The 23415-nt window shown below is 61.8% G+C and carries 19 protein-coding genes; 7 read left to right on the top strand and 12 right to left on the bottom strand.

Annotation, left to right across the window (positions count from 1 at the left end; all coding sequences use genetic code 11):
• The first annotated feature begins 8 nt into the window (after window positions 1-8).
• From hdaA to ppx, 3 genes are all read left to right on the top strand, one after another.
• Window positions 9-698: a DnaA regulatory inactivator HdaA gene (gene hdaA / locus AC07UR_RS23250; protein ID WP_209791204.1), complete on the top strand. Its 690-nt coding sequence runs from the start codon at window positions 9-11 to the stop codon at window positions 696-698.
• A gap of 65 nt (window positions 699-763) precedes the next feature.
• Window positions 764-2950, top strand: coding sequence for an RNA degradosome polyphosphate kinase (locus AC07UR_RS23245; RefSeq protein ID WP_209791205.1), 2187 nt, complete (start codon window positions 764-766; stop codon window positions 2948-2950).
• A gap of 11 nt (window positions 2951-2961) precedes the next feature.
• Window positions 2962-4485, top strand: a complete 1524-nt coding sequence (gene ppx, locus AC07UR_RS23240; RefSeq protein ID WP_209791206.1) for an exopolyphosphatase — start codon at window positions 2962-2964, stop codon at window positions 4483-4485.
• Window positions 4486-4541: 56 nt separating this feature from the next.
• On the opposite strand, the gene AC07UR_RS23235 is transcribed toward ppx, so the two are convergent.
• Both AC07UR_RS23235 and AC07UR_RS23230 read right to left on the bottom strand, forming a co-directional pair.
• Entirely contained in the window at window positions 4542-5900 is a 1359-nt protein-coding gene (locus AC07UR_RS23235) for an esterase-like activity of phytase family protein (RefSeq protein ID WP_173419605.1), read from the bottom strand.
• A 114-nt stretch (window positions 5901-6014) separates the two neighbouring features.
• Window positions 6015-6911, bottom strand: coding sequence for an AraC family transcriptional regulator (locus AC07UR_RS23230; RefSeq protein WP_209791207.1), 897 nt, complete (start codon window positions 6909-6911; stop codon window positions 6015-6017).
• Here AC07UR_RS23230 and AC07UR_RS23225 point away from each other — a divergent pair.
• Window positions 6910-7317, top strand: coding sequence for a DUF2000 family protein (locus AC07UR_RS23225; protein WP_209791208.1), 408 nt, complete (start codon window positions 6910-6912; stop codon window positions 7315-7317). The genes AC07UR_RS23230 and AC07UR_RS23225 overlap by 2 nt on opposite strands.
• 3 nt (window positions 7318-7320) lie before the next feature.
• Here AC07UR_RS23225 and AC07UR_RS23220 read toward each other — a convergent pair whose 3' ends face one another.
• The 4 genes from AC07UR_RS23220 to AC07UR_RS23205 all read right to left on the bottom strand — a co-directional run bounded on the left by AC07UR_RS23220 (window position 7321) and on the right by AC07UR_RS23205 (window position 12504).
• Window positions 7321-8361 carry an adenylate/guanylate cyclase domain-containing protein gene (locus AC07UR_RS23220; protein ID WP_209791209.1) on the bottom strand — a complete coding sequence of 347 codons (1041 nt, stop codon included), beginning with the start codon at window positions 8359-8361 and terminating at the stop codon, window positions 7321-7323.
• A gap of 172 nt (window positions 8362-8533) precedes the next feature.
• A complete protein-coding gene (gene rnd / locus AC07UR_RS23215) occupies window positions 8534-9685 on the bottom strand; it encodes a ribonuclease D (RefSeq protein ID WP_173419609.1) in 1152 nt (383 codons plus the stop codon).
• A gap of 78 nt (window positions 9686-9763) precedes the next feature.
• Entirely contained in the window at window positions 9764-11164 is a 1401-nt protein-coding gene (locus AC07UR_RS23210; protein ID WP_209791210.1) for a multicopper oxidase family protein, read from the bottom strand.
• Between the two features lie 101 nt (window positions 11165-11265).
• Window positions 11266-12504, bottom strand: a complete 1239-nt coding sequence (locus AC07UR_RS23205) for an MFS transporter (RefSeq protein WP_209791211.1) — start codon at window positions 12502-12504, stop codon at window positions 11266-11268.
• A gap of 311 nt (window positions 12505-12815) precedes the next feature.
• On the opposite strand from AC07UR_RS23205, the gene aspS reads away from it, so the two are divergent.
• A complete protein-coding gene (aspS, locus tag AC07UR_RS23200) occupies window positions 12816-14603 on the top strand; it encodes an aspartate--tRNA ligase (RefSeq protein WP_173419612.1) in 1788 nt (595 codons plus the stop codon).
• A 79-nt stretch (window positions 14604-14682) separates the two neighbouring features.
• On the opposite strand, the gene AC07UR_RS23195 is transcribed toward aspS, so the two are convergent.
• Entirely contained in the window at window positions 14683-15888 is a 1206-nt protein-coding gene (locus AC07UR_RS23195; RefSeq protein ID WP_209791212.1) for a serine hydrolase domain-containing protein, read from the bottom strand.
• Between the two features lie 24 nt (window positions 15889-15912).
• Here AC07UR_RS23195 and AC07UR_RS23190 point away from each other — a divergent pair, with 24 nt between their 5' ends.
• Window positions 15913-16605, top strand: coding sequence for a TetR/AcrR family transcriptional regulator (locus AC07UR_RS23190; RefSeq protein ID WP_209791213.1), 693 nt, complete (start codon window positions 15913-15915; stop codon window positions 16603-16605).
• 68 nt (window positions 16606-16673) lie between these two features.
• Here AC07UR_RS23190 and groL read toward each other — a convergent pair whose 3' ends face one another.
• The 4 genes from groL to AC07UR_RS23170 form a co-directional block, all read right to left on the bottom strand.
• Complete coding sequence (groL, locus tag AC07UR_RS23185; protein WP_209791214.1) at window positions 16674-18302, bottom strand: chaperonin GroEL; 1629 nt, start codon at window positions 18300-18302, stop codon at window positions 16674-16676.
• 114 nt (window positions 18303-18416) lie between these two features.
• A complete protein-coding gene (locus AC07UR_RS23180; RefSeq protein ID WP_025426507.1) occupies window positions 18417-18635 on the bottom strand; it encodes a hypothetical protein in 219 nt (72 codons plus the stop codon).
• A gap of 168 nt (window positions 18636-18803) precedes the next feature.
• A complete protein-coding gene (locus AC07UR_RS23175) occupies window positions 18804-19811 on the bottom strand; it encodes a lysophospholipid acyltransferase family protein (protein ID WP_209791215.1) in 1008 nt (335 codons plus the stop codon).
• Complete coding sequence (locus AC07UR_RS23170; RefSeq protein ID WP_209791216.1) at window positions 19801-21231, bottom strand: cytochrome P450; 1431 nt, start codon at window positions 21229-21231, stop codon at window positions 19801-19803. The genes AC07UR_RS23175 and AC07UR_RS23170 overlap by 11 nt, the downstream gene beginning before the upstream one ends.
• A 32-nt stretch (window positions 21232-21263) precedes the next feature.
• Here AC07UR_RS23170 and AC07UR_RS23165 point away from each other — a divergent pair, with 32 nt between their 5' ends.
• On the top strand, window positions 21264-21674 hold the full coding sequence (locus tag AC07UR_RS23165) for a hypothetical protein (RefSeq protein WP_209791217.1): 411 nt from the start codon (window positions 21264-21266) through the stop codon (window positions 21672-21674).
• A 162-nt stretch (window positions 21675-21836) separates the two neighbouring features.
• On the opposite strand, the gene AC07UR_RS23160 is transcribed toward AC07UR_RS23165, so the two are convergent.
• A complete protein-coding gene (locus AC07UR_RS23160) occupies window positions 21837-23030 on the bottom strand; it encodes an aq_1923 C-terminal domain (RefSeq protein ID WP_209791218.1) in 1194 nt (397 codons plus the stop codon).
• Between the last annotated feature and the right edge of the window lie 385 nt (window positions 23031-23415).

Below are 23415 nucleotides of genomic sequence, written 5' to 3'. Positions count from 1 at the left end.
AGTACAGCATGACAAAACGTCCCTTCGAACAACTGCCTTTGGCATTCGACCACGACCCGGCAACGGGTCGTGAAGATCTGCTCGTTTCTGATCGGTTGAGCGCGGCGATTGCCATCGTCGACCACTGGCCCGACTGGCCGTCGCCTGTTGTCATCATCGCGGGGCCGGTCGGTTCCGGAAAATCGCATCTCGCCAGCATCTGGAAGGAGAGGGCGGGCGCGCGGATGATCCACCCGGTCGCGGACAGTGATGCGGCGTTGATCGCCGCGGAAGGTCCTGTTCTGTTCGAGGACGCCGACCGACAGGGTTTTGACGACACCACGCTGTTTCATGTCATCAACAGCGTCCGCCAGCATGGCACCGGTCTGTTGATGACTTCGCGGCTCTGGCCGATGTCCTGGCCAGTCGTTCTTCCCGATCTGCGCTCGCGCCTGAAGGCGGCGACCGTCGTCGAAATCGGCGAGCCTGATGACGAACTGTTGACGCAGGTGCTGATCAAGCTCTTTGCCGATCGCCAGCTTTTGATCGATGAACGGCTCGTCGGCTATATCGTCCAGCGCATGGAGCGCTCGCTCGAGGCGGCCCAGACGATCGTCGAGCGCATCGACCGGCTGGCGCTTGCCCGAGGTGTCAGGCTGACCAGGTCGCTTGCGGCCGAAGTCCTGGAAGAGCTTGGAAATCAACGCCATTCCGATTGACTGTCACAGTTCCGTCGTCAAACTGTTATAGTTCCTGCCTGCGGAGAAATGGGGTCTGATCGGCAATGGATAATGCGACGTCTGCGGTGAACGAGAACAAACAGACGGTGGAGGAAGTCGATCTGCTCTCCAGCCCGGAGCGGTTCATCAATCGCGAATTTTCCTGGCTGCAGTTCAATCGACGCGTGCTTGAAGAGACGCTCAACACGGCGCATCCGCTGTTGGAGCGGGTTCGCTTCCTGTCGATTTCGGCCGCCAACCTCGACGAATTCTTCATGGTGCGTGTCGCCGGCCTTGAAGGCCAGGTGCGCCAGGGGCTCGCCATGCGGTCGCCTGACGGTAAGACACCGGCCGAGCAGCTCGAAGACATCCTGAAGGAAATCGATAACCTGCAAATGGAGCAGCAGGCCTCGCTTGCTGTGTTGCAGCAATATCTTGCCAAGGAAGACATCCTGATCGTCCGGCCGGCGTCCTTGTCCGCACAGGACAAGAGCTGGCTTGCCAACGAGTTCGACCAGCTGATCTTTCCGGTGCTGACGCCGCTGTCGATCGATCCGGCGCACCCATTCCCATTCATCCCGAACCTCGGTTTCTCGATGGGCCTTCAGCTCGTCAGCAAGAACGGCCGCGAGCCGATGACGGCGCTGTTGCGCCTGCCGGTGGCGCTCGACCGCTTCATCCGCCTGCCCGATTTCAAGAACGTCATCCGCTACATCACGCTGGAAGACATGGTCAGTCAGTTCATCGACAGGCTGTTCCCGGGCTATGAGGTCAATGGCTCCGGCACGTTCCGCATCATCCGAGACAGCGACATCGAAGTCGAGGAAGAGGCGGAAGATCTGGTGCGCTTCTTTGAAACCGCGCTGAAGCGCCGGCGCCGCGGCTCGGTGATCCGCATCGAACTCGATTCGGAAATGCCTGCGTCGCTGCGCCAGTTCGTCGTTCAGGAATTGAGCGTTCCGGAAAACCGCGTCGCCGTACTGCCAGGCCTTCTGGCATTGAACACGCTGTCGGAGATCACCAAGGCGCCGCGCGACGATCTGCGCTTCGAGCCCTACAATCCGCGCTTCCCGGAGCGCGTGCGCGAGCACGCCGGCGATTGTTTTGCCGCGATCCGCGAAAAGGACATGGTGGTCCACCACCCCTACGAATCCTTCGACGTCGTGGTGCAGTTCCTGCTGCAGGCGGCTCGCGATCCGGAAGTGGTGGCGATCAAGCAGACGCTCTACCGCACCTCGAACGACAGCCCGATCGTGCGCGCGCTTGTCGACGCGGCCGAAGCCGGAAAGTCGGTGACGGCGCTGGTTGAGCTGAAGGCGCGCTTCGACGAGGAAGCCAACATCCGCTGGGCGCGTGACCTGGAGCGCGCCGGTGTGCAGGTCGTCTTCGGCTTCATCGAGCTCAAGACCCATGCCAAGATGTCGATGGTCGTGCGCCGCGAGGAGGGCCGGTTGCGCACCTATTGCCACCTCGGCACCGGCAACTATCACCCGGTCACGGCGAAGATCTACACCGACCTGTCATTCTTCACGTGCAATCCCGTCATGGCCCACGACATGGCGAACATCTTCAATTTCATCACCGGCTACGGCGAGCCGGAAGCCGGCATGAAGCTGGCGGTTTCACCGCACACGCTGCGCCCTCGCATCCTCAAGCATATCGAGGAGGAGATCGAGCACGCCAAGGCCGGCCGGCCCGCCGCGATCTGGATGAAGATGAATTCGCTCGTCGACCCCGACATCATCGATGCCCTCTACAAGGCCAGCCGTGCAGGCGTCGAAATCGACCTCGTCGTGCGCGGCATCTGCTGCTTGCGACCGCAGGTTCCCGGCCTTTCCGACAATATTCGTGTCAAGTCCATCGTCGGCAGATTCCTCGAACACTCCCGCATATTCTGTTTCGGCAACGGTCATGGCCTTCCATCGGAGAATGCGCTTGTCTATATCGGCTCGGCGGATATGATGCCGCGCAATCTGGACCGGCGGGTTGAGACGCTTGTGCCTCTTATCAACCGGACTGTGCACGAACAGGTTCTTTCGCAGATCATGCTGGGCAATCTCATCGACAACCAGCAGAGCTACGAAATTCTTCCCGACGGCACGTCTCGCCGGATGGAAGTCGGCAAGGACGCCGAGCCGTTCAACGCGCAGCATTATTTCATGACCAACCCCAGCCTCTCCGGCCGGGGTGAAGCCCTGAAGTCCAGCGCACCGAAGCTGATTGCCGGCTGGAAGAGCAGCTGGCGCAAGTAAACTGGTTTTGCATGGTCGAATCTGAAGCGCAGGGGCGTCTGCCCGGCATCCGCCCGGTTTCCGTTGTGGATATCGGCTCGAACTCCATTCGCCTTGTCGTCTACGAAGGCCTGAGCCGCGCCCCGGCCATGCTGTTCAACGAAAAGGTCATGTGCGGTCTGGGCAAGGGCATCGATGCCACGGGCCGCATGGACGAAGAGAGCGTCGAGCGCGCTCTGAGGGCGTTGCATCGCTTTAACGCGCTGTCGCAGCAGGCGCGCGCGACGTCCATGTATGTGCTGGCCACAGCGGCTGCCCGCGAGGCGAGCAACGGTCCGGCCTTCATTGCCAAGGCCGAGGCCATCCTCGGTCACAAGGTGCGCATCCTCACTGGCGAGGAAGAAGCCTATTTCTCCGCCATGGGCATCGTCAGCGGCTATCATGATCCCGATGGCGTGGTCGGCGACCTCGGAGGCGGTTCGCTGGAACTCGATGAGGTCAGCGGCACGACGATTGGCAAGGGCATCACGCTCCCGCTCGGCGGTATCCGCCTCTTCGAGCATAGCGGCGGCTCGCTGCCAAGGGCACGCACCTGGGTGCGCAAATTCATGAAAAGCACACCGGTGCTGAAAGCCGGCGCAGGCCGCACTTTTTATGCCGTCGGTGGCACCTGGCGCTCGATCGCCAAGCTGCACATGGAAATCCGGAACTATCCCCTGCATATGATGCAGGGCTACGAGATTTCCTACGACGAGGCGATGGCGCTGCTACCGGAAGTGATCGAGCCGAAGAACATCAAGCCGTCGGCCTACGCGACGATCTCCAAGAGCCGCCGCAGCCTGCTTCCTTTCGGCGCCATCGTGATGCAGGAGGCGCTGTCGATTATGAGGCCGGAACGGATTTCGTTCTCGGCGCTCGGCGTTCGCGAAGGCTATCTCTTCTCCCTCCTGAACGAGAACGAGCGGGCGCAGGATCCGCTGCTGACCGCTGCCGGCGAAATCGCCATCCTGCGGGCGCGTTCGCCCGAACATGCCCGCGAGCTTGCCGACTGGACCGGCCGCATGGTGCCGTTCTTCGGCGTCGAGGAAACCGAAGAGGAAAGCCGCTATCGCCAGGCGGCCTGCCTTCTTGCCGATATCAGCTGGCGAGCCCATCCGGATTATCGAGGCCTGCAGGCGCTGAACATCATCGCCCACTCGACTTTCTCCGGCATCACCCATGCGGGACGGGCCTATATCGCGCTTGCCAATTACTATCGCTTCGAAGGCCTGAACGATGATGGCGCGACCGGCGCCCTGACCGGGATTACCACGCCGCGGCTGCTGGAACTGGCAAAGCTGCTCGGCGGCCTTTTGCGCGTCGCCTATCTCTTCTCTGCTTCTATGCCGGGTGTGGCGAAGAACCTGACGTTCCGCAAATCGTCATTGCCGGATATCGATCTGGAGATCGTCGTGCCCGCGGCCTATTCTGAGTTTGCCGGCGAGCGCCTCGACGGGCGGCTGCAGCAGCTCGGCAAGCTGACCGGCAGAAGACTGGCATTCCATTTCGTGAGCTAAACGCTTCTCGATCTCAGTTGAAGGGCGCGCGGACTGAAATCCGCGCGCCCTTTTGTTTATTCGGCTTTCAGGAAGTCGCCGACTTCGAGCAGGACGAACTCGTTGTCGTCGGCCTTGTCGAGCGCGCGGCCGGCCGAGAACGGCAGGTTGTTGTCGTTGCCGACGATGATGTGCGTGGCATCGACGCGATCGACGTTTTCGATCGTCACGAACGGCATGTCGTAATAGCCGTCGCCGCCGCCCTGTCGCTTCTTGTTGTCAGGATCGGCGATCTTCAAGAGGTCGATGTAACCGATTTTGCGTACGGCCTTGCCGACATTGCTGTCGTCGAAGGCGATCTTGTAGACGCGCTTCACCTTCGATCCGACTGCAAAGCAATCCGGCTTCGGATCTTTCGGGTCGGCGCAGGCCTTGTCGAGCGTGCCGGCACCGTTGTCGCGTTCGATTACCAGGGCTGTTCTGTCGTCAAGCATGTTGAAGTCGCCGATGGCTTCGCCGCCTTCCGCAAGCGGATAGAGCCAGCTGCGGCCCGTCCAGGCCTTGGTGGCGACGTCGAGTTCGATGACGCGCAGCGCCGGACGGCCTTCCGCCTGTTCGACGGTTTCGCTGTCGGTCCAGATCGGGCCTTCGAGCAGGCCGTAAAGCTTGGCTCCGTCCTTCGAAAGGGCCATGCCTTCATAGCCACCGGAGCGCTTCAGGTTGAAGGCTGGCGTCTTCTTCGAGGGGTCGCCCTGCAGCGTCAGGGTCGGGTTGTCGGGCGACATTACCGGCTTTTCATTGACCGTCGTCGCGATGACGTCGGTCAGCTTACCGTCGACGTCGAACTTCAGGATATAAGGACCGAATTCCTCGCCGACCCAGAAGCCGTCTGCGACAGGCTGGATCGATTCGACGTCGAAGTCGGCGCCGGTCAGGTAGCGCTTGTCGGAGCCTTCCATGACGATCGGGAAGGGGGCCTTGCGGTCGGGATCCGTGAGAAACACTGTCTTCAGCGCCTCGACCTTGCCGGCGTCCCAGTCCATCTTCACGTGGTGCAGCATCAGCATGGCATCGGTGGAGTTCAGCTTGCTGCCGAAGCCGTTGTCGGACAGGCTCCAGAAGGTGCCGTCTTCCATCGCCTTGATGCCGGAGAAGCCCTGCATCGGCTGGCCGTTGAACGGCAGCGACAGGCCGGTCGGGCGCACGCCGTCCTTGCCGGGCACGGTGCCGAGCGCGTCAGCGCGCTTGCGGTCGGCGGTGGTGAACTTGCCCGAGGTCTTGAGATATTCCGGTGCGTCCGACGGTGCGGCCAGGATCGTGTTTGCCGGCAGGATCGCATGCGCCTTGAGGGTTGCGGGAAAGGCTTTTTCCTCAGCCAGGGCGGTCGTCGTCATCAAAAGGGAGAGCGCCGCGGTGGCGAGAAGCGTTTTGGTCATGAAAGTCACCATCGGTTGGATGCCAGAGTACGCAAACCCGATAGGCGGCTTTGATGACGGTTGGGTGATATCTGGCTTACAGCGCGGTGAAGCTTTAATGACAGGGCATCGGCGTCAGCCGGCAAGGGCAAGCGTTGCCCATCGCCCGGGTGTGACGCCATAGGCGCGCTTGAAGTGGCGGGTGAAATGGGCCTGGTCGGCAAAGCCGGTGTCGAGCGCCGCACCCGCCAGGCTGTGGCCGGTGGCGATCATCCGGCGCGCCTGTTCCAGCCGCCGCATCAGCAGGTAGCGGTGCGGGCTGGTGCCGAGAACCTTGCGGAACTGGCGGGCGAGCGTGAAGCGATCAAGGCCGCTGATGGTCTCGAGTTCCTGCGACCCGACAGGGCGATCGAGGTTGGCTCTGAGGTAATCCGTCGCCTCGAAGACTGCCCGTTTCGCAGACCTGCCGGCAGCCTTGCCCGTTGTTCCGGCATGGCGGCACAGGCCCTCGGCGATGCGGGTGAGAATGTCGTCCAGCGCCAGTTCGTCGATGCCGCAGTCGAGATCCATGACGGCTTCGCTGATGGCCTGGCGCAGGGCGACGTCGCCGACCACTGGCGCGGCGATGAAAGGCAGGGCTGCGCCGGTGTCGCCAAGCGCTGCGATCAACCGTTCCGGCCGCAGATACATCATCCGGTAGCGAAGGGTCGCCTCCGTACCGGCGCCACCGTCGTGCATCTCGTCGGGATGAATGATGATGATGCTTCCGGGCGTGCTGTAGCGGCTCTCGCCGCGATACTGGAAGGTCTGGATGCCGCCGAGCGTGACGCCGAGCGCATAGGTGTCGTGACGATGCGGCTCGAACACCTTTCCATGCAGCCGAGCTTCAATCCGCTCTATGCCGTCTACTGGCGCAGCGACGCGGATGCCGTCACCCGGCGATCCGCACAATCGTTCAAGATCGACCGACGCGTCTTCGGCTAAGGCCTCCTCGGGCACGCCCTGATGTCCTGAAATGGAGATACCCGTCATGTTCGACACCAAGTTCGCGATCGTGTTGCGCGAGGATCTGGCCACCTGGCAGAAGCTGAACGTCACCGCATTTCTGGCCACCGGCATCGCCGGACAGAAGCCGGCAATCATCGGTGAAGCCTATCGCGATGGCGCCGGCAATGTCTACAACGCGTTGAGCGTCCAGCCGATCATCGTGTTATCGGCAGATGGTGCGACGCTCGGACAGATTCAACGGCGCGCGATCGAAAGAGAGATTCGCACCTCTGTTTATGTCGATGCCATGTTCTCGACCGGCCATGATAGCGCCAATCGTGCGGTCTTTGCCGAGACGCGGCCTGATGACGCGAAGGTCGCCGGCATCGCCGTTCATGCCGACAAGAAGCTGGTCGACAAGATCACCAAGGGTGCAAAGCTGCATGGATGAAGGCTAGCTGGCCAGTTGCGGCGCCGGCGCACCCCCGGCGCGAAGCGCCAGCACGCCGAGCTTCTGTCCGCGTCCCTTGACTGCGTGCTCACCGAGATCCTCGACACGCACATAGTGAGGCAGTCGCATCTTGCGAGCAAGGTCGGCGGAAATGAGAACTTGATGGTTCAACGTCTTGCAGAAGCCTTCAAGCCGGGCCGTCGTGTTCACCGTGTCGCCGAAATAGGTGATCTTGTGGCGGTCGAGGCCGATCTCGGCCGCGACTATGGTTCCCCCATGGAGAGCCGCACGCAGACGCGGAACCTCGCCGAATTCCTTCTGCCAGCGGTGCGCGTCCGCGTCGATCATCTCCAGAATGTCGAAGACGCAATGGATACAAGCTGCGTTGTTTGTGGCCCGGTCGAAGGGCCAGGTGATGACTGCGGCGTCTCCCACATAGTCGTCGATCGATCCGCGATAGCGCAGAACCGGATCTGCGATCGTCGCGAACAGCTTGCCGAGGTATTCCTGCATCCGCAGGTCGCCATTGCGCTCGGCATAGGAGGTCGAACCGGCGAGATCGATGAACAGGAAGACACGCTCTTCCTGGACCGGCCTGCGGTAGCGCCCGGTCAGCAGGCTTAGGAAGACGTCGCGCCCGAGCAGCTCACGGACCCTGAGGATGAAGACGAGCGAGCCCGAGATGGCCAATGCAAAGAGCAGAACCGTCTTGGACGGCAGCATCGCCTCCATCCAGTGATCGTTCATCACGCCGCTCATCCCCATGATCAGGCCGGCGGCTGCGTAACCGATATCGAGCAGCACGAAATAGATTGCGAGCGAGGCGACGAAGAAGACCGGTGTCGAGAAGGTATGGATCCGTCGATTGAGACGCCGGAAAATGATGCGGCGCTCGAATGCAATGATCGGCGTGCACATGAACAGTGCATAGGTCGCGCCGATCAGCCAACCTGTCCCATAAACAATCCACGCGTAGACGGCGCCGGCCGCAGCAACGACCAGCAGCAGGAGAAGTCCTTCGAAAGTGGAGAAACGCCAGCGCATGCGGAAAGGCCTCGGAACCCGATAACGGAAGAAGGGGCACGTCGGCCAACGTCGTTGTACCGTGTCGCGTCAGCGCGCCGATTCGCGATCCCTAGGATTGCGAATCGGTGGCGCCAAGGGGCCTTGGCTAGAGCCGGATTCGGGCGGAAGATTGTTGTCCGCCCGCGCGCCTTCAGTCGCCGATTTCCATCGCTTCGATCTTCTTGTCGACGAAGCGCAGAGCCACTTCGCCGTTGATCAATTTCAGCGCCGTATCGCCGAACAGCTCACGCCGCCAACCTTTCAGCGCGCCGACGTCGGCCTTCTCGCCCTCGGCGGCGATCTTGTCGAGATCGTCGCTGTTGGCGATAATCTTGGCAGCCACACCCTGTTTCTCGGCGATCAGCTTCAACAGCACCTTGAGCATTTCGGTGGCGGCGGCAGCACCTTCGGGCGTGTGGTTCTGTCGCGGCAAGCGTGGCAGGTCGGTCTTGGGAATAGCAAGCGCTTCGTTGACCGCCTCGGTCAGCGCTGCTCCCGCGCTCGAGCGCTCCCAGCCCTTCGGGATCGTTCGCAGCCGCGCCAGTGCCTCGGAATCCTTCGGCTGCTGTTGTGCCACTTCATAGATCGCATCGTCCTTGAGGATGCGACCGCGGGGAACGTTGCGATTGCGCGCCTCACGCTCGCGCCAGGCCGCAACCTTCTGCAGAACGGCAAGTTCGATGGGCTTCTTGACGCGCATCTTCAGGCGTTGCCAGGCGTCATCGGGATGCAGGTCGTAGGTGTCTTTGGCTTCGAGGATGGCCATTTCCTCCGACAGCCACAGCGAACGGCCTTCGCGCTCGAGCTGCGCGTTCAGGTGCTGATAGACGTCGCGCAGATGCGTGACGTCGGCCAGCGCGTAATCGAGCTGTTTCTCGGTCAGCGGGCGTCGGCTCCAGTCGGTAAAGCGCGAGGACTTGTCGATCTGCTCGCCCTTGATCCGGTTGACGAGCTGGTCGTAGGAGACGCTGTCGCCGAAGCCGCAGACCATGGCGGCGACCTGGGTGTCGAAAATCGGGTGCGGGATCAGGTTGCCGAGATGGAAAATGATCTCGATATCCTGGCGCGCGGCATGGAACACCTTGATCACGTCAGGGTTGGCCATCAGCGCAAAGAACGGCGCGAGGTCGATGCCCTTGGCCATCGGATCGACGATGACGGCCATATCCGGGTTCGCCATCTGGATCAGGCAAAGCTCCGGCCAGAAGGTGGTCTCACGCAGGAATTCCGTGTCGATCGTAATATAACTTGAGCGGGCCAGCTGCTGGCAGGCGGCCTCTAGATCTGCGGTTGTTTCAATCATCGGATTTAAATCACTGTGGCAAAAATGCGGCTAGGTTTTTCGTGTAGCCCTTCGTGCCATCCGTCACAATCGAAATTCTCAGACCACCTTGAAATAACCGGTCATGCCGGTCTTCTGATGCTCGATGATGTGGCAGTGGAACACCCAGTCGCCAAGATTGTCGGCAACAAGCGCAATTTCCGCCTGTTCGTCGGGCAAAAGCAGGATGGTGTCGGTCGGCGGCGGCAGGAATGTCCGCTTGTTCGAGCTTAGAATGCGGAAGCTCATGCCGTGCAGATGGATCGGATGGGCATGTGGCGTCCGGTTGGCGATCTGCATCACATAGCTCTTGCCGAGCTTCATCTCCTCGATCGGCGCGATCGGATCGGGCGTGTCGCCCGGCCACGGCACCTTGTTGATCGCCCAGAAGGTGTAGCCGAGCGAGCCGCAGATCGAGGGTGTCGCCTTGTGTTCGGCGGTGGCCGTCAGGTCGATCGGAATGCGCGTGGCAACCGACAGGTCCGCCTCGGCGATCGGATTGGCGGGCAGGGCTGAGACATCGCGGATATCTCGTTTCAAGGATGGCCCCGCCGCGCGGAAGCTTGCGATCGTCCAGGGATGCGAGCCGCGCAGATTGCCGAGCTTCACCGTGGCGCCCTCGCTGTCCGGCATCCTGACGACGAGGTCGATGCGCTGACCGGGGCCGACGTCGTAGCGGTCGAGAGGGAAGGGCTTGTCGAGCGGGTTGGCGTCCAGCGCCACGACCATGGCGTCCGCGCCCTCCAGCCCGAGCGTATAGATCCGCGTGACGTCCGTTGCGGCAATCCGGACCCTGACGAGGCCGCCGGCCGGCGCGTCATAGCTCGGCTCCTGCTGCCAGTTGGTGGTGCGCACCGTGCCGTAGGTGCCGCCGCGCGCGGCATCGCGCGGCTTGAACGGGTCGATGAATGCGCCGCCCTTGCCGAGCCGCCAGTCGCGCAGGTTCAAGACGATCTCGGCGTCGAACACGGGATCGTCAGGGTTTTCGACGACGATGACACCGGTGAGCCCGCTTCCCATCTGGGTCAGCGTGTTGCAGTGCGGGTGGTACCAGAACGTGCCGGCGTCCGGCGGCGTGAAGACGTAGTCGAAGGGATCGCCCGGATAGACGTAGGGCTGGGTCATCTCGGGCACGCCGTCCATGGCGTTGGGGATGCGAAGCCCGTGCCAATGCACGGTGGTCGGCTCGTCGAGGCGATTGACGAGACGCGCGGCGTAGGGCTCGCCCATGCGCATCCGCAGCACGGGCGGCATGCCGTTGCTGACAGAGTCCCCGAGCCCATAGGTCATGACCTTGGGTGTAACGCCGTCCGCGGCAATCCGAGCCTCGGTCAGCTGGGCCGTCAGGATCTGCGGATCCGGTGCAGCCCCGGCGCGTGCCGCCATGCCGGCGCCGAATGCGAAAGCGCCACCCAAAGCGGCGGAGCCCTGGAGGAACGTGCGGCGGCTGATCAGGGACATTCTGGCAATCTCGGCAACTGGATGGGACGACAGGTCAGGTTCTAAACCTGATCGTCGCAATCAGCAATTCGCTCGCGCAGGCACATCTTGCCGCAGGGGGTTCAGTCGTCCTTGCGCGGTTGGTTTCCACCCGCGAGCTTGTTGAAGAAGGACGATGTCCGCAGCAGGTTGCGAAAGGGCATGGCACGGGCTTCCGTCGGCACGCCGCTGCGGGCCGTCATGCGCCTGATTGTATAGAGCATGAAGAGGAAGAGGATGGCGGCGGTATAGATGAACAGCGCCTGCGGGCCGAAGATTTCGAGCAGGAAGGAGGCAAACAGCGGGCCGATGATCGCACCGAGCGACCAGAAGAACAGCATGCCCGCGGAGACCAGCGCATGCTGGCCTTCCGCCGCATGGTCGTTGGCATGAGCCGAGCAAAGCGAATAGAGCGGCATGGCGAAAGCGCCGAACAGGAAGATGCCGGCGAAGTTCAGCAACTCGTCGTTGCCGGCGCCGAAGGCGAGGAAAAGCCCAGCGAGCAAGGACCCGAAGGTGGCAATCAGGATAATCAGGCGCCGGTCGATCTGATCGGAGTAGTGGCCGAGCGGGTATTGCAAGACGACGCCACCGATGATGCCGGCGCTCATGAAGGTGGCGATCGCCGTGACCGACAGCCCGATCCCTTGCGCGTAGATCGGGCCAAGGGAGCGGAAGGCGGCATTGGTCAGGCCGACGACGATGCACCCGACGGTCGCGAGCGGTGAGATGTTCCAGAGCGCCCTGACGTCGAAGCGGATCGCCTCCGGCGCTACCGGGCTCGACCGATCGGCAAAGGAAATAGGCACGAGCGACAGGGTCAATGCCATCGAGATGATGGCAAAGAGTTCGAAGCCGCCGATCCCGATGCCAGGAATGATGTATTGGGCCGCGGTAACCGAGCCGAGATCGACCAGGCGATAGACGGACAGCGTCCGCGCGCGATTCGTATTGGTGACGCTGGCGTTCAGCCAGCTCTCAACGGTCGCAAAAAGACAGGCGAAGGCGATACCGGCGACCAGCCGCATCAGGAACCACATGAACGGGTTGATGACGAGCACCATGGCGATCGCCGCCGCCGATGCGATTGCTGCCATCGCCGAGAACGTGCGGATATGCCCGATCGAGCGCAGGATGCGGGTGACATAGATGCAGCCAAGCGCGAAGCCGATATTGTAGCCGGCGCCGATGACACCGATCAGCGATGTCGAGAAGCCTTCTTCCAGCGCTCTGAGCGAGATGAACGTGCCTTGCAGTCCGTTGCCACCGATGAGGATGCCTGCGGTGACAAGAAGCGGAATGAGCGGACGAATTTGCGACATGGGGCAGGCGACTTCCGAAGGGCTCGCGAGTCGGGATAAAGGCGGACGCAATATGTGTAACGGCGCATTCGGATGGCGCACAGTCGCGAATTGTGACGATATCCGTTCTTTTCGCGCCGTTTGAGCGAAAGCCTTGTCTTCAGCCCGTGAACAGGGGCGAATTTGTCCGCCGTCGGCGACGCTTCCCGAAGGGAACGCAGACGTCTCGGCTTGACAAAGCCGGCGCATCATGCGCTTTTCCGCCCGATTTTGATCATGTTGCCGCGCGCCGTTCCGGCCTGCGCGGCGCTTTGCAATTCCGGGATAACACGATGCACCGCTACCGCAGCCACACCTGTGCCGCCCTCCGCAAGTCGGATGTCGGCTCCACCGTTCGCCTCTCCGGTTGGGTCCACCGCGTCCGCGACCATGGCGGCTTGCTTTTCATCGATCTGCGTGACCACTACGGCATCACCCAGGTCGTCGCCGATCCCGACAGCCCCGCCTTCAAGGCGGCCGAAACGGTTCGTGGCGAATGGGTCGTGCGCATCGACGGCCTCGTCAAGGCCCGCATGGACGACACCGTCAACAAGGGCATGCCGACGGGCGAAATCGAGCTCTACGCCCAGGAGATCGAGGTTCTTTCTGCCGCCAAGGAATTGCCGCTGCCGGTCTTCGGCGAGCCGGATTATCCGGAAGACGTGCGCCTGAAGTACCGCTTCCTCGACCTGCGCCGCGACACGCTGCACAAGAACATCGTCAAGCGCACGCAGATCATCTCGTCGATGCGCCGCCACATGGGCGAAGTCGGCTTCACCGAATACACGACCCCGATCCTGACGGCGTCGTCGCCGGAAGGCGCACGCGACTTCCTCGTGCCGTCGCGCATCCATCCCGGCAGCTTCTACGCCCTGCCGCAGGCGCCGCAGCAGTACAAGCAGTTGCTGATGGTTGCCGGTTTCGACCGCTACTTCCAGATCGCGCCGTGCTTCCGCGATGAAGACCCGCGCGCCGACCGCCTGCCGGGCGAATTCTACCAGCTCGACCTGGAAATGAGCTTCGTCGAGCAGGAAGACGTCTGGACGACGATGGAGCCGGTCATCCGCGACATCTTCGTCGAGTTTGCCGACGGCAAGCCGGTGACGGAAAAGTTCCCGCGCATTCCTTACGACACGGCCATCCGCAAATACGGCTCCGACAAGCCGGACCTGCGCAACCCGATCGAGATGCAGGCGGTTACCGAGCACTTCGCCGGTTCCGGCTTCAAGGTCTTCGCCAACATGATCGCCTCGAACCCGAAGGTCGAAGTCTGGGCCATCCCGGCCAAGACCGGTGGTTCGCGCGCCTTCTGCGACCGCATGAATGCCTGGGCGCAGAGCCAGGGCCAGCCAGGCCTCGGCTACATCTTCTGGCGTAAGGAAGGCGAAAAGCTCGAAGGCGCTGGCCCGCTTGCCAAGAACATCGGCGAGGAACGCACCGATGCGATCCGCACGCAGCTTGGTCTCGATGACGGCGATGCCTGCTTCTTCGTCGCCGGCGATCCGTCGAAGTTCTACAAGTTTGCCGGTGAGGCCCGCACGCGGGCAGGCGAGGAGTTGAACCTCGTCGACCGTGACCGCTTCGAGTTCTGCTGGATCGTCGACTTCCCGTTCTACGAATGGCTGGAAGACGAAAAGAAGATCGATTTCGCCCACAACCCCTTCTCGATGCCGCAGGGTGGCCTTGAGGCGCTGAACAGCGAAGATCCGCTGTCGCTCAAGGCCTACCAGTACGACATGGTCTGCAACGGCTTCGAGATCGCGTCCGGCTCGATCCGTAACCAGCTGCCGGAAGTCATGGTCAAGGCGTTCGAGCTGACCGGCAAGTCACAGCAGGAAGTCGAAGAGCAGTTCGGTGGTCTCTACCGTGCGTTCCAGTACGGCGCGCCGCCGCATGGCGGCATGGCCTTCGGCATCGACCGCGTCGTCATGCTGCTCGTCGGTGCCAAGAACTTGCGCGAGATCTCGATCTTCCCGATGAACCAGCAGGCCGTCGACCTCCTGATGGGCGCGCCGTCCGAGGCGACGCCGGCGCAGCTGCGTGAACTGGCGCTTCGCCCGATCCCGCAGAAGAAGGACTAAGGTCTTCACAGACTGAGAAACAAGAGACCCGGCGGTTGCCTTCACCGCCGGGTCTTTTCATTTCTACGTGGGTGCAAGCTCAGGGCTTGGCGTAGACGGCATCGCGCACATCGCGGGTAAACTGGCCCCACATGCCTTCGAACGCCGTGTTGGTCAGCGCCACCACCGTGATGTTTTCGACCGGGTCGACGAACCAGTTGTGGCCATAGGCGCCGCCCCACTGGATCGTGCCCTTGGACTGCGGCGTGCCGGCCGCCGCGGGATCGACGAGCACGGCCCAGCCGTAGCCAAAGCCCCAGCCGGGACCCTGTGTTTCCGCCTTGGGGCCGGTGTGGTCCTGCATCATGGTGCTGACCGTTTCCGGCGAGAGCAGTGGCCCGCCGCCTTTGCGGATCGTTTCCAGGAACGTCAGCAGGTCGTTCGCGGTCCCCGCCATGCCGGCGCCGCCAGAGGGGAAGGCATGGGCGTCGAGGATGCGGTCGGGCGAGAAGAGCACCTTGCCCTCGCCGATCGGTACGGCCGCGTTACCCTCCATTCGGACCGGCGCGGGCGAGCCATCGAAGTAGGCTGCGGTCAGCCTGTCCGTCTGTTTCACCGAAAACCCGGTGTCGGCCAATGCAAGCGGCGTCACGACCAGTTCGTCGACAGCCTTGTCCAGCGTCTTGCCCGTGGCCTTCTCGATGACGGCGCCGAGCACGTCGATCGCCACGGAATAGCGCCAGGTCTCGCCCGGTCGCGATGCGAGCGGAACGGTGGCGATGCGCTTCAGATTCTCGTCGAGGGTGATGCCGGAGAGATCGAGCCCATCGGAAACGCCGGCCTTCGCGTAGGAACCGCCTGGCGGCTGGAAGAAGCCGTATTCGAGCCCGGCGGTATGGTTGAGGAGGTGGCGCACCAGGATCGGCGCCTCGTTGCCCTCGAAGTTGGGCCGGAAATCCGGAAGCCATTTGCTGACGGGATCGTCCAGTTTGATGCGTCCCTGTTCGACAAGCCGCATCGCTGTCACCGTTACCAACGGCTTGGTCACCGAGGCAAAGCGGAAGATATCGTTCTGGTGCGCGGCACGGTTCGCTTCCCGGTCGGCAATGCCCGCAGCTCTGGCATAAACAAGTTCGCCATCGCGAGCGACGAGAACGACGGTGCCGACAATGCGTTTTTCGGCAATCGCTCGATCGATCACCGGGTCGAGCTGCGCTTTGAGTGCCGATTGGCCGTGATCGTCGGCAAGTGCCGGAAAGGCGAGCAGCGCGGAGACCAGGGCAGCACTCTTGAGGTGGAGACTCATCGTGGAAAACCTCCTATAATCACAATGACCGTTCCTGAATATGTCAGATGCGATTCTAATTCTAGAGTGATCGTTGTGAAAAATAGCAGTTTGTTGGAATCATCTACCCGCCGGCGTGGACGACCACGTGCTTTCGACCGCGATGTTGCGCTTGCGGCCGCCGGAGAAACCTTTTGGCGACTGGGATACGAGGGGGCATCGATTGCCGATCTGACCGCAGCCATGGGGATTACGCCGCAGAGCCTCTATGCGGCCTTCGTCTCCAAGGCGGAGCTCTATCGCGAGGCGCTTGAGCGCTATCGGCAGGAGGAAGGGGCGGCGGCCGGCCGGAGCCTGAACGGTGAAGGGCACGTGGTCGATGCTATTGCGAGGCTTCTTCGGATTTCAGCCCATGAGTTTTCGCTTCCCGGTCGGCCGAAAGGCTGCATGATCTCGACCGCCGTTTTGACATGCGCTGTCGAAAATGACGCGATCGCCCGCCACGTGACCGCTCTTCGCAGCCAGACACTCGCGGCGCTCGAGGCGCGGCTTCGCCGTGGCATCGAAGAAGGTGAATTGCAAGAGCACACGGATGCGGGCGGGCTTGCTCGCTTTATCGGCGCCATCCTGCAGGGAATGACGGTGCAGGCTCAGGACGGAGCCGGAGAGGCGGATCTCTTGCCGATTGCCGAATTTGCCATTGCCGAGGTCGCGCGTCACTGCCGGGCCGCGGCCTGAGTTCACGGCAATCCCGCTCCTCGGTCTGAGCTGGCCGGTCCGCAACCCATGGCACTCATCCCCGCTTCTCAGAAGTCCATGCCCGGACCGTTGGGCGGTTGTGCGGCGCCATCCTTCTTCGGCTTCTCGGCGATCATCGCTTCGGTGGTCACAAGAAGTCCGGCAACGGAGGCAGCGTCCTGAAGCGCTGCGCGCACCACCTTGGCCGGATCGATAACGCCCATCTTGAAGAGATCACCGTATTCGCCCGTCTGTGCATTCCAGCCATAGGCGAAGTCGGTTTTCTCGCGCAGCCTGCCGACGATGATCGAACCTTCGGCGCCGGCATTCTCGGCAATCTGGCGCACCGGCATCTCCACCGCGCGCCGGACGATCTCGATGCCGACCCGCTGATCCTGGTTGGCAACCTTGATGCCGTCCAGCGCACCGACCACCCGAAGCAGGGCGACACCGCCGCCTGGCAGGATGCCCTCTTCGACGGCCGCACGGGTGGCATGCAACGCGTCGTCCACCCGGTCCTTTTTTTCCTTCACCTCCAGTTCGCTGGAGCCTCCGACCCGGATGACGGCCACGCCGCCCGAAAGCTTGGCAAGCCGTTCCTGCAGTTTTTCCCGATCGTAGTCGGAGGTTGTTTCCTCGATCTGCGCCTTGATCTGGCTGACCCGGGCGCCGATGTCGGCCTTGCTGCCGGCGCCGTCGACGATGGTGGTGTTTTCCTTCTCGATCATCACCCGTTTGGCACGGCCGAGCGTTTCAAGCGTGACATTCTCAAGCTTGATGCCGACATCTTCGGAAACGACCGTACCGCCGGTCAGCACCGCGATATCCTCGAGGATCGCCTTGCGCCGGTCGCCGAAACCCGGCGCCTTGACGGCAGCGATCTTGAGGCCGCCACGCAGCTTGTTGACGACAAGTGTTGCCAAGGCCTCGCCTTCGACATCCTCTGCAATGATGAGAAGTGGGCGGCTCGCCTGGATCACCGATTCGAGGATCGGGATCATCGCCTGCAGGTTGGAAAGCTTCTTTTCGTAGATGAGGATGTAGGGATCTTCGAATTCGACCCGCATCTTCTGCTGGTCGGTGATGAAATAGGGCGAGAGATAGCCTCGGTCGAACTGCATGCCCTCGACGATCTCCAGCTCGATCTCGGCAGTCTTGGCCTCTTCTACGGTAATGACGCCTTCATTGCCGACCTTCTCCATCGCCTCGGCGAGGTAACGGCCGATCTCCGTGTCGCCGTTGGCGGATATGGTGCCGACCTGCGCGATCTCCTCGTTATTGGCGATCTTGCGGGCGCGGACTTTGAGCTCGGTGACGATGGCGTCCACGGCCAGGTCAATGCCGCGCTTGAGGTCCATCGGATTCATCCCGGAAGCGATCGCCTTGACGCCCTCCTTGACGATCGCCTGCGCGAGGACTGTTGCCGTCGTCGTTCCGTCGCCCGCAACATCACTGGTGCGCGATGCCACCTCGCGCAGCATCTGTGCGCCCATGTTTTCGAACTTGTCTTCGAGTTCGATTTCCTTGGCGACGGAAACGCCGTCCTTGGTGATCCGCGGGGGGCCATAGGACTTTTCGATGACGACGTTTCGTCCCTTCGGTCCGAGCGTCACTTTCACGGCATTGGCAAGGATATCGACGCCGCGCAGCATGCGGTCGCGCGCGTCGCTACTGAATTTGACTTCCTTGGCTGTCATTGTCGGCCTCCCTCAACACGAAACTCGCAGTCACGTGGCCCGCGATCGAAAAGGGCCCTGACGCTACCGATCGTCAATGTGGCGCCCTCATCGGAAGCGCTGCCGCTCAACACGTTACTCTTCGCCATCATCAGGCGTCAGGATGTCGATCAACGCAGCGACCCGTCCAGCCGGCAGATGCCGTCCTTCGCCGATCAGCGCCTCGTCGTTGTTGACCCAGGCGATTGCTTCGGCGAGTTCTGCCGCACTGGCTCCCGTCGCCAGTAGCTCCGCCATCAGCGTTTCGTCGACCGGGCCAAGAATGGCGGTGATATCCGCATGTTTCAGTCCCATGACGTTCTCCTTCCGTGTGATCGGTCAGGAATGCCGGATGAAGTCTTGCCTTCAGAGAAATGTAGATAGGCGACGGCGCTCGTGCATCAAGCAGAGGCCATCATAACATGGAACGTGTTCGCGCGAAAAAGCCCGGCTTGAGGACGGGCTTGCCAGGTTCCGATCGGATCACTCGGGTCGAAGGCTATTGTCGAGAAAGTACCACTGGTCGAGATTGGCCCGGATAATCGGTTCGATCGCGTTGTTCAACATCAGGATGTCATCCAGCTGCCGGGCGCCGGGGCGGTCCTCGGGCGGAAGCTTTATCGGGGGCAGTGCCCGGCATTCGAAGCGGAAGCCGTCGGCGCGCAGGTTGTACCACGGGCAGATGGTGGCGCCGGTCATGCGGGCGAGGCGGATGGCAATGGCGAGGTTGCCTTCGAGATGTGGCTTGCGGTCGAAGAACGGACCACGGATCAAGCCGCCAAAACCTTCGTCGCAGAAGGTGCTGACGACGCCGCCGCTCTTCAGGATCTTGATCGCAGGGCGAATGCCTTCGGCGCCGGGCGGCAGGAACCGCAAACCCGCCTTGCTGCGAACGCGCTCGGCGATCCAGGCCTTGGCCCGGCCCTTGGGCGGGAGGTAGAAGGCATAGGGGTGGACGTTGATCCTCTGAAGAACGGTTGGCCCAACTTCCCAGTTGCCGAGATGCATGCCGACGATGATGACCGGGCCGGCCTTGACGGCATCATCGATGATGTCGAGACCGTGGAATATCAGCCGATCGCGATTGTTCTGCAACCGGTTCACCACGGAGAACTCGGTCATCAGCCGGCCCTGCGCTCGGCAGTTTTCGCGAAACAGTTCCTGCTGCTCGGTCTCGTTGAGGTCCGGCCGCAATGCGCGGATGGTTTCCTGCGCGCGGCGCGACGCCACCTTGTGGAAGCGCGGCATGGCAAACAAACCGAGCGCTGCACCCAGCTTGGAACAGGCATCCATCGGGAGGAGCTTCATGCCGAAATGCCCGCTGAGGTGCGCGAGGTTCCAGAGATTATCGGTTACCCAGTAGCGCCAGAAGGCACGCAAGCCCTCCCGGCCGGAAAGCGCATCCGCAAGGGAGGGGCGCTCTTGGCTGGCGAATGTCCATGCCTTGCGCTTGGCAATTCTTTCGGCCCGTTGCGGTTCTTCAATGGTCATGGGATGGCCTCTGCCGTCGATGGAGGGTGACCGGAAGCCCGCCCTTCGGTCGCAGCGTCAGGCGGCAGATGGGCTCCACCTTGTGGCCGTCGACGACCGCTACCCGAAACTGCTGCGCGATGATCGCCAGGCACAGAATTGCTTCCGTGAGCCCGAAATGCAAGCCGGGGCAGACGCGCGGCCCACTGGCAAATGGAATGAAACTATAGGGCGTTGGGCGACGCCCTCCCATGAACCGGTCAGGGCGGAAATGATGCGGGTCCTCGAACAGGCTTTCCGTCCGGTGGAGAAGCCAAGGCACGATCAGCACGAGCGAGCCGCGTTCCGCGGCGATATCGCCGATCATTTCTGCCTGACGGGTTTGTCTCGCCAGAATGGGAACGGGCGGGTAGAGGCGAAGCGTCTCCTCTATGATGGCCTTGCACAATTCGAGCTGCGGCACGTCGTCGATCGTCGGCACCCGATCGCCGCAGACGCGGCCAATCTCATCATGGAGCGCCTTTTCGACCCATTTGGCGCGGGACAGGAGGTACCAGGCCCAGGTGAGCGTGGCGGCCGTCGTCTCATGACCCGCCATGAAAATCGTCGCCGCTTCGTTGCGCAGGGCAACCAGGTCGAGCTTGAGTTCAGGATTTCGCTGCTGGCGACGGATCAACAGCTCAACCATGGAGTTGTGGTCGCCGCAGCCTTCGAGGTGATCCTCGACCACCTTGTCGATGATACGGTGGATACGCTTGACCGAGCGACGAAGTGTCGGTGTTCGCAAGATCGGGAGCCCATCGTCGAAGCCGAGGAAGTAGCCGAGATTGATCGAATCGACCAGCGACTGGTAGCTGGTGAAGCTGTCGGTGACTGCCGCCGCGCTGTCGTCTCCGAGCTGGTTTCCAAAGACGCTGCGCGCAATGATCTCGGCGGTCAGGCCAGCCATTTCGTGCAGGGCGTTGACCTGCGCACCGTCTGGCATCCCGTTCCAGCGCGCGACCAGTTCGCTGGTCGTGCGCTCCATGACCGGACCGAAGGCAGGCACCCTTTTGGCATGGACGATGTCGGCGACCAGGGGACGCCGCTGTTTCCAGATGTCGCCGTCCGAGATGAAAAGGCCGTCGCCCAGCAGGAACTCGAGTGCGCGGCGCATCTGCGGGCTCTTGCGCTCGAAGTTCTCATGACGTTTGACGACAACCTGGCGGATGAGGTCGGGCGAGTTAACCAGAATGACCTGCCGCCCGATCAGCCGGATCTGGGAAACCTTCTCCGTAAAGTCGTTGTTACGCCAGATCGACAGAAAATCCGTTCGTGCCTGAAGCAGAAGCCGCAGCGGCTTGCCGGGTGGGCCGGAGTAATAGTCGGCGCGCGCAGGCTCAAATCTTTCTTCCGACAGCTCTTCTCTGAACTTTACCGATTGATGGAACCATCCAGCCATTGACGCCCGATCTGTCGAAAAGAAACGAATAAATGCACTTACGTTTCGGCGTTCAGAACAATGTTCGCGAGAGTGTGGCTCTCGATATTTGTCTGCTGTTCTCTATCTTGCGCCTGTTCTACAAAACGACAGTTTTCACGGTTGCCGGATCTGAATTGTTCTTCATCCGGGATTACAGCGTGGTCGAAAAATGCGTGCAGTACGGAATGGTCAGGCAAAACGCCGTTGACGTTTCATGCGAATGGGGCATGCGAGAAAAAGCTGCGGTCGTTCGAAGCAGATCAGGGGATAATACTGGCGGTGCAGTCTTCGAGGCGCAAGGCGGCGCAAGTAAAACAGGCCGTCGAAACAAGGGTTTTCAACCGAAAACGGCCACTCGACAAGAATATGACACGGCTGCGAGGAGGCAATCCGAAACGCGATTGACTGCTCGGCCTGAATGAGAACTGGTGCTTGGGTATCGTGGCCGTCGAACGCCGTATCTGCGGTCCTCATGCGTGTCGTGAAGCCGGGCTGTGTGCTGGATACGGAAACGCCGGCGACTTCGACGACCGACAGGTCATGCGAAGTCGCCGGCGTTGATTTTCAGGCCGGAGCTTTACCGGTCAATCGTTTGCCGTCACCTTCACACCGAGGACCGAAGGGATCGTGTTCGGTGCGCCCATTGCTGCGCCCATGATCATCGGGAACGGAACCGGCTTTTCCGGAGCTGCGCTGATCGTCAGGCTCTTCGGGCCGTCGAGGTAGGTATTGACTGCGGACGATACCTGGTTCTGCAGTTCCGGCACGTTGAGCTGTGCCATCATCAACGGAACGAGGCCCTTCAGCGACTGCGCCAGCTGATCGCCCGTCACACCCTGCTGCGAACCCGCGTAGTCGAGTGCCTTTTTGGTGATCGAGGCGTCGTCGAAGCGGATTTCGGCGCTGTTGAAGGTCAGCTGCTGCATCAGCCCCATCATGGCGAGACCCATCGCCTGATTGGCCTCTTCCTTGTTGGGGTTCGCTTCGGCGGACTTCATGGCTTCCTGAAGCGACTTCATGAAGGCAAGCGTGTAGCCAGAGATGTCAACAGCGAGGTTCAGCCGGCCGACATTCTTGAAGTCGAAGGCGTATTCCTCGAGCGCGACGTTGCCGCTTTCGACTTCCCAGCTGCCCTTCATCGTCACCGCGCCATCCAGCTTGGTCAGGCCAAGCTTTTCGATGGCCTCCTTGGTCTTGGGGTCTTCGATTTGCGAAAGGTCTGCCCTGAGGCCGGCAGCGGTTGCATCGAAGTCAAAGCCGGCATCGTTTTCCTGGCGGGCGAGGTTTGCTTCACTGCTTTCCAGCGAAAAGACTTCCTTGCCCTTGGCGCTGACCGTGATCGGGCCGGTGCTCGCGCTTTCGTAAAGCAGGATATCGTCGAGCGTGCCGCCTGCCGGGTTGGCCGGAATGGACAGGCCCGAAACGAGAATGTCCTTGACGGCGAGGCTGCCCTCATCCTGTGCGACGTTGACGTCAGGGAAGGAAACGGTCTCGGCATAGTAGCCGCCGCCTTCGGTTTCCTCGACGCCTTCGAAGGTGATGTCACCGATCTTCAACGCGTCGCCGGGCTGGCCCGCGAGCTTGATCTGGACGCCCGAGGCCGTCACGGTGTCGCCGCTGACTTCGGCCTTGTCGAAGGTGAGCGTGGTGCCGTTCGAACTCATCGCCGCATCGAGCTTCTTCATCAGGTCCGCGCCGTCCAGCGCAAAGGCCGGGCCGGTGAGGGTCAGGAGTGCGGCGCTGGCCATCATCAGGCGGATCTTGCGCGTATGCATCATTGTGGAGTTCCTTCGTGAAAATATCTGATTGTTTAGCTGTGTCGAGGATGCGGCATCGCTAGTCTGGTTCATGTCGGCAAGCTGCGTCAACTGAGGCAGATAGCCGTATCGGCCGGCGAAATATGCCATGCCTGAGGCCCGTCCTCCCGTCAGTTCGCGTCCCGCAATGTCCCCCTCGCAAATCATCCAAATCAACAGCAGCCGAACCTAATACGAAACAGGGCGAAATTATATTCGCTCGATGAAATCACGCGCGCTTCCTCGCCCGGATGCTTTCCAGGACGTTACCGACGGCGCTCGCTCACCCATGCCATAACCGTCTGGACGTTGCACGAACATTGCAGGACCGGGTCTGCGCCCTTCAATAGCGCATAGGTGGCGCCAT

It is taken from the genome of Ensifer sp. GW821-FHT05G01, from assembly GCF_059419585.1.
This window is presented reverse-complemented; position numbering and strand designations above follow the sequence as displayed.

Excerpts from the sequence above, each read along its gene's own strand:
- AC07UR_RS23165 (WP_209791217.1), top strand. The coding sequence starts at position 21,264 with ATGCACTTACGTTTCGGCGTTCAGAACAATGTTCGCGAGAGTGTGGCT.
- AC07UR_RS23170 (WP_209791216.1), bottom strand. The coding sequence starts at position 21,231 with ATGGCTGGATGGTTCCATCAATCGGTAAAGTTCAGAGAAGAGCTGTCG.
- AC07UR_RS23245 (WP_209791205.1), top strand. The coding sequence starts at position 764 with ATGGATAATGCGACGTCTGCGGTGAACGAGAACAAACAGACGGTGGAG.
- AC07UR_RS23225 (WP_209791208.1), top strand. The coding sequence starts at position 6,910 with ATGTTCGACACCAAGTTCGCGATCGTGTTGCGCGAGGATCTGGCCACC.
- AC07UR_RS23160 (WP_209791218.1), bottom strand. The coding sequence starts at position 23,030 with ATGATGCATACGCGCAAGATCCGCCTGATGATGGCCAGCGCCGCACTC.
- AC07UR_RS23220 (WP_209791209.1), bottom strand. The coding sequence starts at position 8,361 with ATGCGCTGGCGTTTCTCCACTTTCGAAGGACTTCTCCTGCTGCTGGTC.
- AC07UR_RS23230 (WP_209791207.1), bottom strand. The coding sequence starts at position 6,911 with ATGACGGGTATCTCCATTTCAGGACATCAGGGCGTGCCCGAGGAGGCC.
- AC07UR_RS23190 (WP_209791213.1), top strand. The coding sequence starts at position 15,913 with ATGACCGTTCCTGAATATGTCAGATGCGATTCTAATTCTAGAGTGATC.
- AC07UR_RS23235 (WP_173419605.1), bottom strand. The coding sequence starts at position 5,900 with ATGACCAAAACGCTTCTCGCCACCGCGGCGCTCTCCCTTTTGATGACG.
- AC07UR_RS23195 (WP_209791212.1), bottom strand. The coding sequence starts at position 15,888 with ATGAGTCTCCACCTCAAGAGTGCTGCCCTGGTCTCCGCGCTGCTCGCC.
- rnd (WP_173419609.1), bottom strand. The coding sequence starts at position 9,685 with ATGATTGAAACAACCGCAGATCTAGAGGCCGCCTGCCAGCAGCTGGCC.
- AC07UR_RS23205 (WP_209791211.1), bottom strand. The coding sequence starts at position 12,504 with ATGTCGCAAATTCGTCCGCTCATTCCGCTTCTTGTCACCGCAGGCATC.
- AC07UR_RS23175 (WP_209791215.1), bottom strand. The coding sequence starts at position 19,811 with ATGACCATTGAAGAACCGCAACGGGCCGAAAGAATTGCCAAGCGCAAG.
- groL (WP_209791214.1), bottom strand. The coding sequence starts at position 18,302 with ATGACAGCCAAGGAAGTCAAATTCAGTAGCGACGCGCGCGACCGCATG.
- ppx (WP_209791206.1), top strand. The coding sequence starts at position 2,962 with ATGGTCGAATCTGAAGCGCAGGGGCGTCTGCCCGGCATCCGCCCGGTT.
- AC07UR_RS23180 (WP_025426507.1), bottom strand. The coding sequence starts at position 18,635 with ATGGGACTGAAACATGCGGATATCACCGCCATTCTTGGCCCGGTCGAC.
- aspS (WP_173419612.1), top strand. The coding sequence starts at position 12,816 with ATGCACCGCTACCGCAGCCACACCTGTGCCGCCCTCCGCAAGTCGGAT.
- hdaA (WP_209791204.1), top strand. The coding sequence starts at position 9 with ATGACAAAACGTCCCTTCGAACAACTGCCTTTGGCATTCGACCACGAC.
- AC07UR_RS23210 (WP_209791210.1), bottom strand. The coding sequence starts at position 11,164 with ATGTCCCTGATCAGCCGCCGCACGTTCCTCCAGGGCTCCGCCGCTTTG.